Annotated in this window: 11 protein-coding genes; 5 read left to right on the forward strand and 6 right to left on the reverse strand. The window is 60.5% G+C overall.

Annotation, left to right across the window (positions count from 1 at the left end):
- Nucleotides 1–65 precede the first annotated feature (65 nt).
- Together ACIQAL_RS12735 and ACIQAL_RS12740 are read left to right on the forward strand one after the other, a co-directional pair.
- Nucleotides 66–836: a glucose 1-dehydrogenase gene (locus tag ACIQAL_RS12735; protein ID WP_401145757.1), complete on the forward strand. Its 771-nt coding sequence runs from the start codon at nt 66–68 to the stop codon at nt 834–836.
- Between the two features lie 14 nt (nt 837–850).
- Complete coding sequence (locus ACIQAL_RS12740; protein WP_401145760.1) at nt 851–1,900, forward strand: L-idonate 5-dehydrogenase; 1,050 nt, start codon at nt 851–853, stop codon at nt 1,898–1,900.
- Nucleotides 1,901–2,155: 255 nt separating this feature from the next.
- Here ACIQAL_RS12740 and ACIQAL_RS12745 read toward each other — a convergent pair whose 3' ends face one another.
- Together ACIQAL_RS12745 and ACIQAL_RS12750 are read right to left on the reverse strand one after the other, a co-directional pair.
- Entirely contained in the window at nt 2,156–3,940 is a 1,785-nt protein-coding gene (locus tag ACIQAL_RS12745) for a GspE/PulE family protein (RefSeq protein ID WP_401145762.1), read from the reverse strand.
- A 112-nt stretch (nt 3,941–4,052) separates the two neighbouring features.
- Nucleotides 4,053–4,397 carry a hypothetical protein gene (locus ACIQAL_RS12750; protein ID WP_401145763.1) on the reverse strand — a complete coding sequence of 115 codons (345 nt, stop codon included), beginning with the start codon at nt 4,395–4,397 and terminating at the stop codon, nt 4,053–4,055.
- A 151-nt stretch (nt 4,398–4,548) separates the two neighbouring features.
- Here ACIQAL_RS12750 and ACIQAL_RS12755 point away from each other — a divergent pair, with 151 nt between their 5' ends.
- Nucleotides 4,549–5,019 carry an Lrp/AsnC family transcriptional regulator gene (locus ACIQAL_RS12755; RefSeq protein ID WP_341960706.1) on the forward strand — a complete coding sequence of 157 codons (471 nt, stop codon included), beginning with the start codon at nt 4,549–4,551 and terminating at the stop codon, nt 5,017–5,019.
- Nucleotides 5,020–5,166: 147 nt separating this feature from the next.
- Here the strand turns inward: ACIQAL_RS12755 and ACIQAL_RS12760 are convergent, their stop codons facing one another.
- A complete protein-coding gene (locus ACIQAL_RS12760) occupies nt 5,167–6,534 on the reverse strand; it encodes an inorganic triphosphatase (protein WP_401145766.1) in 1,368 nt (455 codons plus the stop codon).
- Nucleotides 6,535–6,718: 184 nt separating this feature from the next.
- Between ACIQAL_RS12760 and argE the strand changes: the two genes are divergently transcribed.
- A complete protein-coding gene (argE, locus tag ACIQAL_RS12765) occupies nt 6,719–7,867 on the forward strand; it encodes an acetylornithine deacetylase (RefSeq protein WP_401145768.1) in 1,149 nt (382 codons plus the stop codon).
- Between the two features lie 129 nt (nt 7,868–7,996).
- Entirely contained in the window at nt 7,997–9,295 is a 1,299-nt protein-coding gene (argA, locus tag ACIQAL_RS12770) for an amino-acid N-acetyltransferase (RefSeq protein WP_296187740.1), read from the forward strand.
- A gap of 603 nt (nt 9,296–9,898) precedes the next feature.
- Here the strand turns inward: argA and gshA are convergent.
- The 3 genes from gshA to ACIQAL_RS12785 form a co-directional block, all read right to left on the reverse strand.
- Nucleotides 9,899–11,485 carry a glutamate--cysteine ligase gene (gshA, locus tag ACIQAL_RS12775; protein WP_401145771.1) on the reverse strand — a complete coding sequence of 529 codons (1,587 nt, stop codon included), beginning with the start codon at nt 11,483–11,485 and terminating at the stop codon, nt 9,899–9,901.
- A 210-nt stretch (nt 11,486–11,695) separates the two neighbouring features.
- Nucleotides 11,696–12,082, reverse strand: a complete 387-nt coding sequence (locus tag ACIQAL_RS12780) for a PaaI family thioesterase (protein WP_401145774.1) — start codon at nt 12,080–12,082, stop codon at nt 11,696–11,698.
- The gene (locus ACIQAL_RS12785) at nt 12,082–14,406 is read right to left on the reverse strand and encodes a Tex family protein (protein WP_401145776.1); all 2,325 of its coding nucleotides are present in this window, start codon (nt 14,404–14,406) and stop codon (nt 12,082–12,084) included. Before ACIQAL_RS12785 ends, ACIQAL_RS12780 begins: the two co-directional genes overlap by 1 nt.
- Between the last annotated feature and the right edge of the window lie 65 nt (nt 14,407–14,471).

Below are 14,471 nucleotides of genomic sequence, written 5' to 3' on the forward strand. Positions count from 1 at the left end.
GATGGACGTTGAAGCGACTCATCACAACGGATGATTCGATATCGGTCTGACACGAGGAGAACACCATGGCCGTTCTGGAAAGCTTTCGCCTTGATGGAAGAGTGGCGCTGATCACCGGGTCCAGTGCGGGTATCGGCCTGGCGATTGCGCGGGGGCTGGCAGAGGCGGGCGCGCGCGTCGTCCTCAATGGGCGCAACGTCGAAACGCTGCAATCGGCGGCTGCGGCGCTGGCTGCTGAGGGGCACGAAGTCCACACTCAGTCTTTCGACGTCACCGACAGCACAGCAGTGAGCGCGGCGGTTCAGGACATCGAACAGCGCGTCGGCCCGCTGGACATTCTGGTCAACAACGCAGGCATTCAGCGTCGCGCGCCATTGGCCGAATTCAGCGAAGCGAACTGGAGCGAGCTGATGCGGACCAACCTAGACAGCGCTTTTTTCGTCGGGCAGGCCGTCGCCCGCTGCATGATTCCTCGCGGGCGGGGACGGATCATCAATATCTGCTCGGTGCAGAGTGAGCTGGGACGCCCGAACATCGCCCCTTACGCCGCGAGCAAGGGCGCGCTGAAAATGCTGACCAAGGGCATGGCGATCGATTGGGGCCCTTACGGGCTGAACGTCAACGGCATCGGGCCGGGGTATTTCAAGACTGAGCTCAATGCGGCGCTGGTCGCGAACCCCGAGTTCAGCGACTGGCTGGTGCAGCGCACGCCGAGTCGTCGCTGGGGTGAAGTCTCTGAACTCGCAGGGGCTGCGGTCTTCCTCGCGGCCGAGGCCTCCAGCTTCGTCAACGGCCACATTCTTTATGTCGACGGCGCCATCACGGCGTCGTTGTGATTCGGAGAGCTTCCATGCAAGCCATTGTCTGCCACGCCCCGAAAGACCTGCGCGTCGAAGCTGAGGAGCAAGTCCCCGCGCTGACCTCTGGTCAGTTGCGCGTGCGCGTCGCCCGGGGCGGCATCTGCGGTTCGGATCTGCATTACTACCAGCACGGCGGTTTTGGGGCCGTGCGCCTGAAAGAGCCCATGGTGCTGGGCCATGAAATCTCGGCAGTCGTCCAAGAAGTGGGGGACGAGCAGAGCGGTTTCAGTGTCGGCCAGCGCGTTTCGGTCTCGCCTTCGCGCCCCTGTGGCGGCTGCAAATACTGTCACGAAGGGCTGCCCAACCACTGCCTGAACATGCGTTTTTACGGCAGCGCGATGCCATTCCCTCATATTCAGGGTGCCTTTCGCGAAACCCTGGTGATCGACAGCAGCCAGGCGCACCTGTTGGCGCCGACGACGACCCTGGCCGAGGGCGCGCTGGCCGAGCCGTTGTCGGTAGGATTGCACGCGATCCAGCGTGCGGGCGGTGTGTTCGGCAAGCGCGTGCTGGTGACCGGCTGCGGACCGATAGGCAATCTGTTGATTGGCAGCTTGCGCGCCGCCGGTGCGTTGCAGATCGTGGCGGCAGACCTGAGCGACAGCGCCTTGGCCTGCGCTCGACGAATGGGTGCCAGCGAAACGCACAACCTGAAAGATGAGCCTGAAGCGTTGACGCGCTACACCGCCGAGAAAGGGCATTTCGACGTGATGTTCGAAGCCTCCGGAAGCGCTCAGGCCTTGCGCGACGGCCTGACCTGCGTACGGCCCCGAGGCGTCGTCGTGACGGTCGGGCTTGGTGGCGATGTGTCGATCCCGTTGAATCTGGTGGTCGGTAAAGAGATCGACCTGCGCGGCACCTTCCGCTTTCACCCTGAATTCGCGCAGGCGGTGGATTTGTTGAACCGCAAGGTGATCGATGTGAACCCGGTGATTTCTCACACGATCCCGTTCAATGACGCGGTTCAGGCGTTCGAATTGGCGGGGGACAAGCAGCAAGCAATGAAAGTGGTGCTGGATTTTGGGGTCAAGGATCTGTGAACACCTGTTGTGGGAGCGAGTTATTCGCGAGAAATGGCGTGACCGATACGGCTTTATCGTCTGGTCTGCCGCCTCGCGAATAAATTCGCTCCCACAGTGGAATGAGCGTCTGACTCAGACCAGGCGGCACAGATAAACCTCTGTAGGAGCGAATTCATTCGCGATTGGCCAGGACAGACGACGGAGATGCAGTAGATGTTCTACCTTTCGCGAATAAATTCGCTCCCACAGGGAGGGGGGGCGCTCATCCCGGTGCTATCGCTGTTCGCTCTGCGGCGTCACGCGCAGCACTTCTTCAATCGTCGTCAATCCCGCCGCGACTTTTTGCGCGCCCGAAAGGCGCAGGCTGCGCATGCCGTCCTTGAACCCCTGCCGACGTAACGCGGTGAGGTCGAGGTCGGCCGTGATCAGCGTTTTGACGGCGTCCGACATCAGCATGATTTCGTACACGCCGGCCCGTCCTCTGTAGCCCGTATCTCGACACTCTGCGCACCCCACCGCCCGATGCGCACCGCTCGGTACGCCTGCTTGCCACGGGCGGGTCAGGGCCTGCCAGTCCGCTTCGTCGATTTCCACCGGCGCTTTGCAATGCGGGCACAGCGTTCGCACCAAACGTTGCGCCATGACCCCCAAAATCGTGGCTTTGAGCAGGTAATGCGGCACGCCCAGTTCCAACAGACGGCTGATGGCACTCGGCGCATCGTTGGTGTGCAGGGTCGAGAGCACCAAGTGACCGGTGAGCGCGGCCTGAATCGCCATTTCAGCGGTCTCCAGGTCGCGAATCTCGCCAATCATGATGATGTCCGGGTCTTGCCGCATCAGCGCGCGCACACCGCTGGCGAAGGACAGATCGATATTGTGCTGCACCTGCATCTGGTTGAACGCAGGCTCGACCATCTCAATCGGGTCCTCGATGGTGCAGAGGTTCACCTCCGAAGTCGCCAGCTTTTTCAGTGTCGTGTACAGCGTGGTGGTCTTGCCGGAACCCGTCGGCCCGGTCACCAGAATGATGCCGTTGGGCTGGTGGGTCATGCCTTCCCAGCGCCGCAGGTCATCACCGGAAAAGCCCAATTGGTCGAAGTCCTTGAGCAGCACTTCCGGATCGAAAATCCGCATCACCATCTTTTCGCCGAACGCGGTGGGCAGCGTCGAGAGACGCAACTCCACTTCGCCGCCATCGGGGGTCTTGGTTTTGACGCGGCCGTCCTGAGGTTTGCGCTTCTCGGCAACGTTCATCCGGCCCAGACTTTTCAGGCGGCTGGTGACCGCCATCGTCACCTGTGGCGGGAATTGATAGACGTTGTGCAACACGCCATCGATGCGAAAGCGCACGGTGCCCGCTTCGCGACGGGGCTCGATGTGAATATCGCTCGCGCGCTGTTGATAGGCGTACTGGAACAGCCAATCCACGATATTGACGATGTGCGCATCGTTGGCGTCTGGCTCCTGATCGCTGGCGCCGAGCTTGAGCAACTGTTCGAAGTTGCCCAGATTGCTCACTTTTTGATCAGTCGCGCTGGCCCCACTGACCGATTTCGCCAGCCGGTAAAATTCCACGGCCAGTTTCTGCACATCGACCGGGTTGGCGACCACGCGCTTGATCGGCATTTTCAGCACATGCATCAGGTCGGCTTCCCACGCCTTCACGTACGGCTGGGCGCTGGCGATGGTCACGCATTCCCGGTCTACGGCGACGGCGAGAATCTTGTGGCGCTGGGCGAAGGCGTAGGACATCAGCGGCGTGACGGCGGCCACGTTGATTTTCAGCGGGTCAATGCGCAGGTAGGGCTGACCCGCCTGCTCGGCGAGCCAGGCGGTGAGGGATTCGAGGTCGAGTTTTTTGCCGGTGCGCTTGAGGTTTTCAAACTGCTGTGCGGCGATGAATTCAAGAGGATGGGTTTGCAGGTTCTGCGCGGTGCGGCGCAAGGTCAGTGCGTATTCGGCATTGTCCTGATCGAGATAACCCTGTGCGACCAGATCGCGCAGAACTTCATTGAGATCCAGCCAGCGGTCCTGGGACGAGGGGGCAAGGACGGACATGCGGGCTCCTTTGGACGAGACGGCTTACTTCGTAGGTAAGCAAGAGTAGTCCCAAGCGTGCCAGTTGTTGCGTCCTGCAGGTAGTGAAGCGTTGCCAATATTTTCGGCGTTCTCAACCGACAGCCAGTGAGACGGGCTCGGATAGGACGTGAAAATCGCCGATGGGTTCCAGCTCCACTGAACAAACATTGATCAAATTGCGCATTTTTTCGCCAATCACCTGCGCGCGATGCCACGTCATGCCGTCCACTTCCACTTCGATCATCAGCATCCCTTCCTGCTGCAAAACGCTGACCTGTTGCGGGGTCAGGTACTGCATCGCGAAGTAATTCAGCACCCGGCAGATCAGGTCTGGCTCGGCTTCGGCAAGAATCTGGTAACGCGAGCAGCAGTGCGCGTTGTTGGCCGACCAGGCGTCATGACGATGCGGGGTAGGAACGGCTTCGAGGTGCGGCATGCTGAACTCTCCTGTTTCGCTTGTGAAATGAGTTGGCTGACGAGTGGAAGAGAGTTTTACATGCTGAAAAAGAAATATCTGGTCGGTCTTGGGCCGTATTAAACTTATTTCGACTTGTTAATGCGCCATCAAACGTTGATGAGAATAAATTATGCAAATCGAGCTGGATGCCTACGACCGTAAGATTCTGGCGCTGCTTCAAGAGGACGCGTCGCTCTCAAGTGCGCAGATCGCCGAAGCGGTCGGACTGTCGCAATCGCCGTGTTGGCGCAGGATTCAGCGACTCAAGGACGAGGGCGTGATCCGGCGCCAGGTCACGCTGCTGGACCGCAAGAAAATCGGGTTGAACACGCAGATTTTCGCCGAGGTGAAACTCAACGCCCACGGCCGCTCGAACTTCACGGAATTCACCGAAGCGATTCGCGGGTTTCCGGAAGTGTTGGAGTGTTACGTGTTGATGGGGTCGGTGGACTTCTTGCTGCGCATCGTCACGCCAGACATCGAGGCGTATGAGCGGTTTTTCTTCGAGAAACTGTCACTGGTGCCGGGGATTCAGGAGGTGAATTCGACGGTGGCGTTGTCGGAAATCAAATCGACGACGAGTTTGCCGATTGTCCGATGACGCAGATCCCTACAGGGATAGACTGGAATCGTTATCTGTAGAAGCCGGCTTGCTGGCGAATGCGTCTGTTCAGTCACTTGGGTGGTGAACCAAACAACGACTTCGCGGGCAAGCGCGCTCCTACAGTAGGTATTGCAGCGCCGAAGATCAGATCTTCAACAACGTCTTCCACGCCCGGCTTTGCAGCACAGTGATGGTCTGTTGCACGCGGGCGTCGAGGATTTCGTCGCTGATGTCCAGGTGTGCCAGTTGCTCCAGCTTGTTCAGCTCGCCGTATAAACGGTCCAGCTCAGGCAGTTCAACGGTCTGGCGGGCGTAGTGCAGCCAGACTTGAATGCGCTCGATGCGCGGCAGTTGCTCGGCCAGGTCTTCCGGCTGCTGCTGATAACGCGCGAGATTCAACGCAATGGCCTCGTCACCGAGGAAGCGTGGCACCCAGCTGCTCAGCATCGCGTTGCCCTGACGATTGCCGCGGTTGTTGCGCTCGGCGGTCCAACTGCGCTCCATCAGCCAGCGCGAGGTCGTCAGCGAGAACAGGCCCCAGCGCGGGTCTTCCAGCTCTTCGATGAATTGCTCGTGAGCAGCGGCACGGACATCCGCGTCTTCCTGACCGGCCTGAACCAGCGTGCGCCAGTCTTCGAGCAGGGCGTCCAGCGCGGCGCGCAGGTCATGGGTACTGGCGCGTGGGGCGGCCTGGCCGAGGCTTCCGGTCAAGGCGCGCAGTTCGGCGAGCACTTCCACCCACTCCTGCAGCAGGCTCCAGTGGCCATTGAAGCGATATTGTTCGGCCAGACGCTGGCTGCTGCCCAACAGATACCAGGCCAGCGCGCTGTAGGCGTCGTCCACGGATGTTTCGGCATGCAGCTCTGGCAGCGGCAATTTGACCGAGTAGCTGCCGGCATCGAACAGGCGATAGCCGCGCTCGGCCTTGCTGATGTCACACGGCATCAGCGCCAGTTTTTCAGCCAGCTCGGCGGCCAGTTCCAACAACGCGGCAGGCTCACCTTCGCGCAGCTCGAGTTCCAGCTCGCAGATTTCTTCCTTCTGCTTGCCGACGATCACGTTGCCCAAGTCGAGCGCCGCTTCGATCACGACCTTGGATTTGCCACGACCCCAGGCGATTTCGGCTTTCTCACGCACGAAATCGGTGGTGAACAACGGCTTGATGGTTTTCTTGTCCAGATCGGCCAGTTGCTCGGGCCAGCATTCGCCGTCGAGCTTTTTCAGGTCCAGCTTGGCCTTGGGCAGATCCCAGTTGTACTCGTTGCGCTCGGACAGCCCGGCCACGCTCTGGCCACGGGTCTTCAACGTCTGGATGATAGCGTCGCCATCACGGCGCAGGCGCAGAGCCACTTTGGCGTGGGCCAGCTCGCGCTCGGGCGTGTCGAAGTACTGGTTGAACAGCTCCAGCCGTTCCCAGCCACTTTTGTTGCGCTTTTTCAGCAACGGGTGCTCGCGCAGGGCAGTCAGGGTTTCGCGGCTGACGCGGAGTTTGATTTCGGTTTCTTTCTGCATGGCCGGGAATCCAGGCGCGCTATCGCGGATAGGCGCTCTATCTCTTGAACAAGGGGACGCAGCCGGAATCGACACAGCTGCGCGGGTCGTGCAGTGTACAGGACATCACCCATGACAGTTTATTCCTGCGGCCCAATCACCCTATGATGGTTCGCACATTGCGCCTGCATTAGAGGACACGCCTATGCCGTTGCCGTCCATGAAAGACCAGTTCGCGGCCCTGATCGCCGCGCCTTCTGTGAGCTGCACGCAGCCCGCGCTGGACCAATCCAACCGCACCGTCATCGACCTGTTGGCCACGTGGTTGGGCGATCTGGGTTTCGCGTGTGACATCCAGCAAGTCAGCCCTGGCAAATTCAATCTGCTGGCGACCTACGGCACCGGCCCCGGTGGCCTTGTGCTGTCGGGCCACAGCGACACCGTCCCGTATGACGACGCGCTGTGGAAGACCGATCCGCTGAAGCTGACAGAAGTGGACGGCAGTTGGGTGGGACTCGGCAGCTGCGACATGAAAGGCTTTTTCGCGCTGGCCATCGAAGCGTTGCAGCCCTTGCTCGACAAACCCTTCAAGCAACCGCTGATCATCCTCGCGACCTGTGACGAGGAAAGCTCAATGGCGGGCGCCAAGGCCCTCGCGGCAGCGGGAGGCGTGTTGGGGCGTGCCGCAGTGATTGGCGAGCCCACAGGCCTCAAGCCGATTCGCCTGCACAAAGGCGTGATGATGGAGCGCATCGACATTCTCGGGCGCAGTGGCCATTCGTCGGACCCCAGCCTGGGGCACAGCGCTCTCGAAGCGATGCACGACGCGATTGGCGCGCTCAAAGGCCTGCGCCAGCAATGGCAAACCCAGTTCAACAATCCCCAATTCAGCGTGCCGCAGCCGACCATGAATTTCGGGTGCATCCACGGTGGCGACAACCCCAACCGCATTTGTGGCCAGTGTTCGCTGGAGTTCGACCTTCGCCCGCTGCCGGGCATGGACCCTGAGATGCTCCGCGCTGCGATTCGGCAGAAGCTGCAACCGCTGGCCGAGCAGCATCAGGTGAAGATCGACTATGCGCCGCTGTTCTCGGAATGCGCGCCGTTCGAACAGAGCGCCGATGCGGAACTGGTGAGGGTCGCCGAGCGTCTGACGGGTCATACGGCCGAAGCAGTGGCATTTGGCACCGAAGCGCCTTATCTTCAGCGCCTTGGTTGCGAAACGATCGTGCTGGGGCCGGGCGACATTGCTTGCGCGCACCAGCCGGGCGAATATCTCGAAATGTCACGTTTGCAGCCTACAGTGCGTCTATTGCGTCAATTGATCGAACATTACTGCCTGACTCCGATGTGAGTTGGCACTACAGCCCAAACCCATCCAGAAGGAGAGTACGCGTGTTGCGATGCCTGTTCCGACGATAAAGCTCATGCCGCTGTGAGTGTTTTTACCCTTCGTCCCTCTTTATTACAGGCTCATTCGGATATGCCCGATTACGTCAATTGGCTCCGCCACGCGTCTCCCTACATCAATGCCCACCGGGATTGCACTTTCATTGTCATGCTGCCCGGCGACGGCGTTGAACACCCGAACTTCGGCAACATCGTCCACGACCTGGTGCTCTTGCACAGCCTGGGCGTGCGTCTGGTGCTGGTTCACGGCTCTCGTCCGCAAATCGAAAGTCGCCTTGAAGCGCGCGGTATCACGCCGCATTTCCACCGCGAATTGCGTGTCACTGACGCTGCCACGCTGGAATGCGTGATCGACGCCGTGGGCGCGCTGCGGATTGCTATCGAAGCCCGTCTGTCGATGGACATGGCCGCGTCGCCGATGCAGGGGTCGCGGCTGCGCGTCACTGGCGGCAATTTCGTCACGGCCCGCCCGATTGGCGTGCTGGAAGGCGTCGACTATCAACACACTGGCGAAGTCCGTCGGATCGACCGCAAAGGGATCAATCGCCTGCTCGACGAGCGCTCCATTGTGCTGCTGTCGCCTCTGGGCTACTCGCCGACGGGAGAAATCTTCAACCTCGCCTGCGAAGACGTCGCGACCCGCGCCGCCATCGACTTGGGTGCGGAAAAGCTGCTGCTGTTCGGCGCCGAATCCGGCCTGATGGACGAGCAAGGGCGTCTGGTGCGTGAACTGCGACCTCAACAAGTTCCGGCCCACCTACAGCGCCTTGGCAGCAACTATCAGGCGGAATTGCTGGACGCCGCTGCACAGGCTTGCCGTGGGGGCGTGGCGCGTAGCCATATCGTCAGTTATGCCGAAGATGGTGCGCTGCTCTCCGAACTCTTCACCCGTGCGGGCGGCGGTACGCTGGTGGCGCAGGAACAGTTTGAGTTGGTGCGCGAGGCGTCGATTGGCGACGTTGGCGGCCTGATTGACCTGATCACGCCGCTGGAAGAACAGGGCATTCTGGTGCGTCGTTCCCGCGAAGTGCTGGAGCGCGAGATCGAGCAGTTCAGTGTGGTCGAGCGTGAAGGGCTGATCATTGCCTGCGCGGCGTTGTACCCGATTGCCGATTCTGAAGCGGGCGAGCTGGCGTGTCTGGCGGTGAATCCCGAATACCGTCACGGCGGGCGCGGCGACGAGCTGCTTGAGCGCATCGAAGAGCGCGCGAAGGCTCAAGGCTTAAAGACGTTGTTCGTCCTCACGACCCGTACCGCCCACTGGTTCCGCGAGCGCGGTTTCGAGCCGAGCAGCGTTGATCGCCTGCCGAGCGCCCGTGCGTCGCTGTACAACTATCAGCGTAATTCGAAGATTTTCGAGAAGGCGATCTAAGCTCCACGCGGATTTTACGGCCTTCGGCAGAAACCGATTCGCGGCGCCTGCGTGGTTGCTGATTCTGGCCGAAGGCCGTAGGAGCTGGCTTGCCTGCGATCTGGCGCGCAGCGGCAGTAAACCAGACGACCTCATGGTGTCAGGATGGTCGCGGTTGCAGACATTGCTGCCGCTTCGCGCCAGATCGCGAGCAAGCTTGCTCCTACGCCTTCGGCAGAAACCGATTCGCGGCACCAGCGGGGCTATTGATTCTGGCCGAAGGCCGTAGGAGCTGGCTTGCCTGCGATCTGGCGCGCAGCGGCAGTAAATCAGACGACCTCATGGTGTCAGGATGATCACGATTGCAGACATTGCTGCCGCTACGCGCGAGATCGCGAGCAAGCTTGCTCCTACGCCTTCGGCAGAAACCGATTCGCGACGCCAGCAGGGCTGATGATTCTGGCCGAAGGCCGTAGGAGCTGGCTTGCCTGCGATCTGGCGCGCAGCGGCAGTAAACCAGACGACCTCGTAGTGTCAGGATGGTCGCGATTGCAGATATTGCTGCGTGCATCAGAAACAAAAACGGCGCGCCTGAGGCACGCCGTTTTTTCGTTCAGGCATCGATCAGTTACTGATCGCCAGAATGCTCGCCTGATAGGCCCCGACGAAGGTGTCGAAATCCACCGGCTCTTCGGCCTGTTCCAGCTCGGATTGCTGGGCCAGGGATTCGCGGGCGCGGGTTTCGAAATCCGTTTGGTCGTCGACGCTCAGCGGGCGGCTGCGGAAGTATTCCGCGTGCACCTGCGCCTGACGCAGCGAGAACGCCGTAAAACCTTCCTTGCGCTCCGTCATGGCGGCCAGTACTTGTGCCGACGGTGTCAGTGACGCATCCGCGACCTTGGCCCGTTGAACGGCCAGCGATTCTGCGTGTTCAGCGATCCCTTGGCTCTTGTCCAACAACGTGATGATCGGTTCGATCTTGTCCAGCAACTCATCCGCCCAGACTTTCAGGTCGATGGTGGACGTGTTGCGGCTCAGTTGCAGGCCAGGACGACGGCCTTCCTTGACCACGGTGAGGAAGTTGCTGCTGGCATTTCCGCATTCGCAGTCAGCCAGTTGTGGGCTTTCCTGCAGGGCACAGAACAGAATGAAGGCGTCGATGAAGCGCGACTGTTGCAGGTCGATCCCGACCGGCAGGAACGGGTTAATGTCCAGGCAACGGACTTCGACGTACTGAACGCCCCGGGCCATCAAGGCCTGAATCGGACGCTCGCCGGAGTAAGTCACGCGCTTCGGACGGATCGTCGAGTAGTACTCGTTTTCGATCTGCAGCACGTTGGTGTTGAGCTGAATCCACTCGCCATCCTTGTGCGTGCCGATTTCGGTGTACGGCGCGTAGGGCGTTGCCACCGCTTTGCGCAGGCTGTCGGTGTAGGTCAGCAAATCGTTGTAGCACGGCGTCAGGTCGGCCTGGGCGTTGCTCTGATAACCCAGATCGCTCATGCGCAGGCTGGTGGCGTAAGGCAGGTAGAGCGTGTCGGCGTCGAACTGCTCCAACTGGTGCGAGCGACCGCGCAGGAAGCTGGCATCCAGTGCAGGCGAGGCGCCGAACAGATACATCAATAGCCAGCTGTAACGACGGAAATTGCGGATCAGGCCGATATAGCTTTCGGACTGGAAGTCGCGATCGGTGCCGTCGAAATCTTCGGTCTTGCGCAGAACGGCCCAAATGTCTTCAGGCAGCGAAAAGTTGTAATGGATGCCTGCGATGCATTGCATCGTCTTGCCGTAACGCAAGGCGAGGCCCTGGCGGTATACGTACTTGAGCTTGCCAATGTTCGACGTGCCGTAATAGGCGATCGGGATGTCTTCCTCGGCCGGCAGCGGGCACGGCATCGAAGGGCTCCAGATGTACTCGTTGCCCAGCTTGCTATAGGCGAAGCGGTGGATCTTTTCGAGGCTGTCGAGGGTGTCGGCAGGATTGGCCAGTGCTGGCGTAATGAACTCCAGCAACGACTCCGAATAGTCGGTGGTGATCTGCTCGTTGGTCAGTGCAGAACCCAGGCTTTCAGGGTGTGGCGTCTGGGCCAGGCGGCCCTCGCTCGTAACGCGCAGGCATTCACGCTCGATACCGTGCAGGCACTTCTCCAGAAGGGAGAGGTGAGATTGCTCGCCGAGCAGAGCCAGGCGGCGATTGAGAAGTTCGCTCAAGTTGGATTCCTTCACGCGTCAGTCGGCCCTATATGGGGGCGATATGGCGATCTACAAGGGTGAAGAAAGGAACTGGCGTTTTCGCCTCGTTTTCGGTCCGAACGCCGATGCCCGTCACTGACCATTTCCACAGGCTTTCATGTGGGAATGACCAGAAAATTTCGACACTGATACACAGCGCCGAAATTAACCCATATCCCTATCGGACAGCTACACGATCGCGAATGTGCCTTGTGCTTTCGCGACCAGTTTGTCGGCCTGATGCACGGCAGCTTCGACTACCAGTGTGCGCCGACCGGCGTGCAGCACCGTCGCGACACAGGTGACTTCGCCATCCGCCACGCCGCGCATGTAGTTGATCTTGCACTCGACAGTCACGCTTTGCTTGTCGAAGCCATGGGCGCTGGAGCAGGCCAGCCCCATGGCGATATCGACCAGACTGAACAGCGCGCCGCCGTGCATGACATTGCCGCGATTGCGCAGATGTGGCTCCAGCGCCAACGCCACCTCTGCGACGCCTTCCTCACTGAGGCGCACGACACGGCAGCCCAGAGTCTTGAAATAAGCGCTTTGTGTCAGCTCGTCCGGAATATCCATCAGCGTTTCTTCAGTTGCTTGGCGTTGGCGAACAGCGAAGCCATGGCGTTGTTGGCCGGGGCGGCTGTCGCGGTTTCTTTGCGCGGCGCGCTGGTTTGTTGCTGCCGTGGCGCTGCCCCAGGCCGTGCACCACGGGCGCCGTCGATTTTCTCGCCCGGCGTGTCGCTCATGCGCATCGACAGGCCGACGCGTTTGCGTGGGATGTCGACTTCCATGACCTTCACTTTCACCACATCACCGGCTTTGACGGCTTCGCGAGGGTCTTTGATGAATTTCTCCGACAGCGCAGAGATATGCACCAGGCCGTCCTGGTGAACGCCAATATCGACGAACGCGCCGAAATTGGTCACGTTGGTGACGACACCTTCGAGGATCATGCCCAGTTGCAGGTCTTTCAGGTCTTCGACGCCGTCCTGGAACTCGGCGGTCTTGAATTCCGGGCGCGGGTCGCGGCCCGGTTTCTCAAGTTCTTGAAGAATGTCGGTGACGGTTGGAAGACCAAAGGTCTCGTCGGTGAATTTCTTCGGGTCCAGACGCTTGAGGAAGCTGGCGTCGCCGATCAGCGAGCGAATGTCGCGGTCGGTTTCGGCAGCAATACGTTGTACCAACGGGTACGCCTCAGGGTGAACGGCGGACGAATCCAGCGGGTTGTCGCCGTTCATGACTCGCAGAAAGCCTGCGGCCTGTTCGAAGGTTTTCTCGCCCAGGCGCGCGACTTTCTTCAGCGCGGCGCGGGTTTTGAAAGCGCCGTTCTCGTCACGGTGAGTCACGATGTTTTGCGCCAGTGTCGTGTTCAGACCGGAAATACGGGCGAGGAGGGCGACCGACGCCGTGTTCACATCGACGCCCACGGCGTTTACACAGTCCTCAACTACGGCGTCCAGACCGCGTGCCAGCTTGAGCTGCGACACATCGTGCTGGTATTGGCCGACCCCGATGGATTTCGGGTCGATCTTTACCAGCTCGGCCAGTGGGTCCTGCAGGCGACGAGCGATGGACACCGCGCCACGGATCGACACGTCCAGGTCCGGGAATTCCTTGGCGGCCAGTTCCGACGCCGAGTACACCGATGCACCCGCTTCGGAGACCATGACCTTGGTCATTTTCAGGCCTGGGTATTTTTTGATCAGCTCAGCGGCCAGTTTGTCGGTTTCGCGACTGGCGGTGCCGTTGCCGATGGCGATCAGATCGACCGAATGCTTGGCGCACAGGGCAGCCAATACGGCGATCGTCTGGTCCCACTGGTTTTTCGGCACGTGCGGGTAAACCGTAGCGTGGTCCAGCAGTTTGCCGGTGGTATCGACCACGGCCACTTTGCAACCGGTGCGCAGGCCCGGGTCGAGACCCAGTGTGGCGCGCGGGCCAGCCGGGGCGGCCAGCAGCAGGTCATGCAGGTTGTGGGCGAAGACGTTGATCGCCTCGGTCTCGGCGCCATCGCGCAGCTCGCCCAGCAGGTCGGTTTCCAGATGGGAATACAGCTTCACCTTCCAGGTCCAGCGCACGACTTCACTCAGCCATTTGTCGGCCGGACGGTTCTGATTTTGCAGGCGGAAGCGCTCGCTGATCATCATCTCGCACGGGTGCAGCGTGCCTGGCAGCTCTTCACCGACTTTCAGCGCAGAGCTGAGAATGCCTTCGTTGCGGCCGCGGAAAATGGCCAGCGCACGGTGGGACGGCATGCTTTTCAAGGGCTCGTCGTGTTCGAAGTAGTCGCGGAACTTGGCGCCTTCTTCTTCCTTGCCTACCACGACGCGGGCGCTGATCACGGCTTCCTGCTTGAGGAAGCTGCGCAGTTTCTCCAGCAGCGTGGCGTCTTCGGCGAAACGCTCCATCAGGATGTATTTGGCACCTTCCAGCACGGCCTTGACGTCAGCGAAGCCTTTTTCTGCATCGACGAAGCGCGCGGCTTCGGTGTCCGGCGTCAGGCTCGGGTCGTTGAACAGGCCATCCGCCAACTCGCCGAGATCGGCTTCGAGAGCGATCTGGCCTTTGGTACGGCGCTTCTGTTTATAAGGCAGGTACAAGTCTTCGAGGCGGGTCTTGGTGTCGGCGAGCTTGATGTCGCGCGCCAGTTCCGGGGTCAACTTGCCTTGCTCTTCGATGCTCGCAAGGATGCTGATGCGGCGCTCGTCCAGCTCTCGCAGATAGCGCAGACGCTCTTCCAGATGACGCAGTTGCGTGTCATCGAGGCTGCCAGTCACTTCTTTACGGTAGCGAGCGATGAACGGCACGGTAGAGCCTTCATCCAGTAACGCGACGGCCGCTTCGACCTGTTGCGGGCGGACGCCGAGTTCCTCGGCGATGCGGCTGTTGATGCTGTCCATAAAACCACCTGGCAAATGTGTGTGCAAAAAATCCGGCTGCTGGCGAAGGCCTTGAGCGAGTGGTG

The sequence above is a fragment of the Pseudomonas sp. NPDC088368 genome, assembly GCF_044753445.1.
Taxonomy (GTDB): domain Bacteria; phylum Pseudomonadota; class Gammaproteobacteria; order Pseudomonadales; family Pseudomonadaceae; genus Aquipseudomonas; species Aquipseudomonas bambusae.

Coding starts and splice junctions, on each gene's coding strand:
- argE (WP_401145768.1), top strand. CDS start 6,719: ATGCCGTTGCCGTCCATGAAAGACCAGTTCGCGGCCCTGATCGCCGCG.
- ACIQAL_RS12760 (WP_401145766.1), bottom strand. CDS start 6,534: ATGCAGAAAGAAACCGAAATCAAACTCCGCGTCAGCCGCGAAACCCTG.
- argA (WP_296187740.1), top strand. CDS start 7,997: ATGCCCGATTACGTCAATTGGCTCCGCCACGCGTCTCCCTACATCAAT.
- ACIQAL_RS12780 (WP_401145774.1), bottom strand. CDS start 12,082: ATGGATATTCCGGACGAGCTGACACAAAGCGCTTATTTCAAGACTCTG.
- ACIQAL_RS12740 (WP_401145760.1), top strand. CDS start 851: ATGCAAGCCATTGTCTGCCACGCCCCGAAAGACCTGCGCGTCGAAGCT.
- ACIQAL_RS12755 (WP_341960706.1), top strand. CDS start 4,549: ATGCAAATCGAGCTGGATGCCTACGACCGTAAGATTCTGGCGCTGCTT.
- ACIQAL_RS12785 (WP_401145776.1), bottom strand. CDS start 14,406: ATGGACAGCATCAACAGCCGCATCGCCGAGGAACTCGGCGTCCGCCCG.
- ACIQAL_RS12750 (WP_401145763.1), bottom strand. CDS start 4,397: ATGCCGCACCTCGAAGCCGTTCCTACCCCGCATCGTCATGACGCCTGG.
- ACIQAL_RS12745 (WP_401145762.1), bottom strand. CDS start 3,940: ATGTCCGTCCTTGCCCCCTCGTCCCAGGACCGCTGGCTGGATCTCAAT.
- ACIQAL_RS12735 (WP_401145757.1), top strand. CDS start 66: ATGGCCGTTCTGGAAAGCTTTCGCCTTGATGGAAGAGTGGCGCTGATC.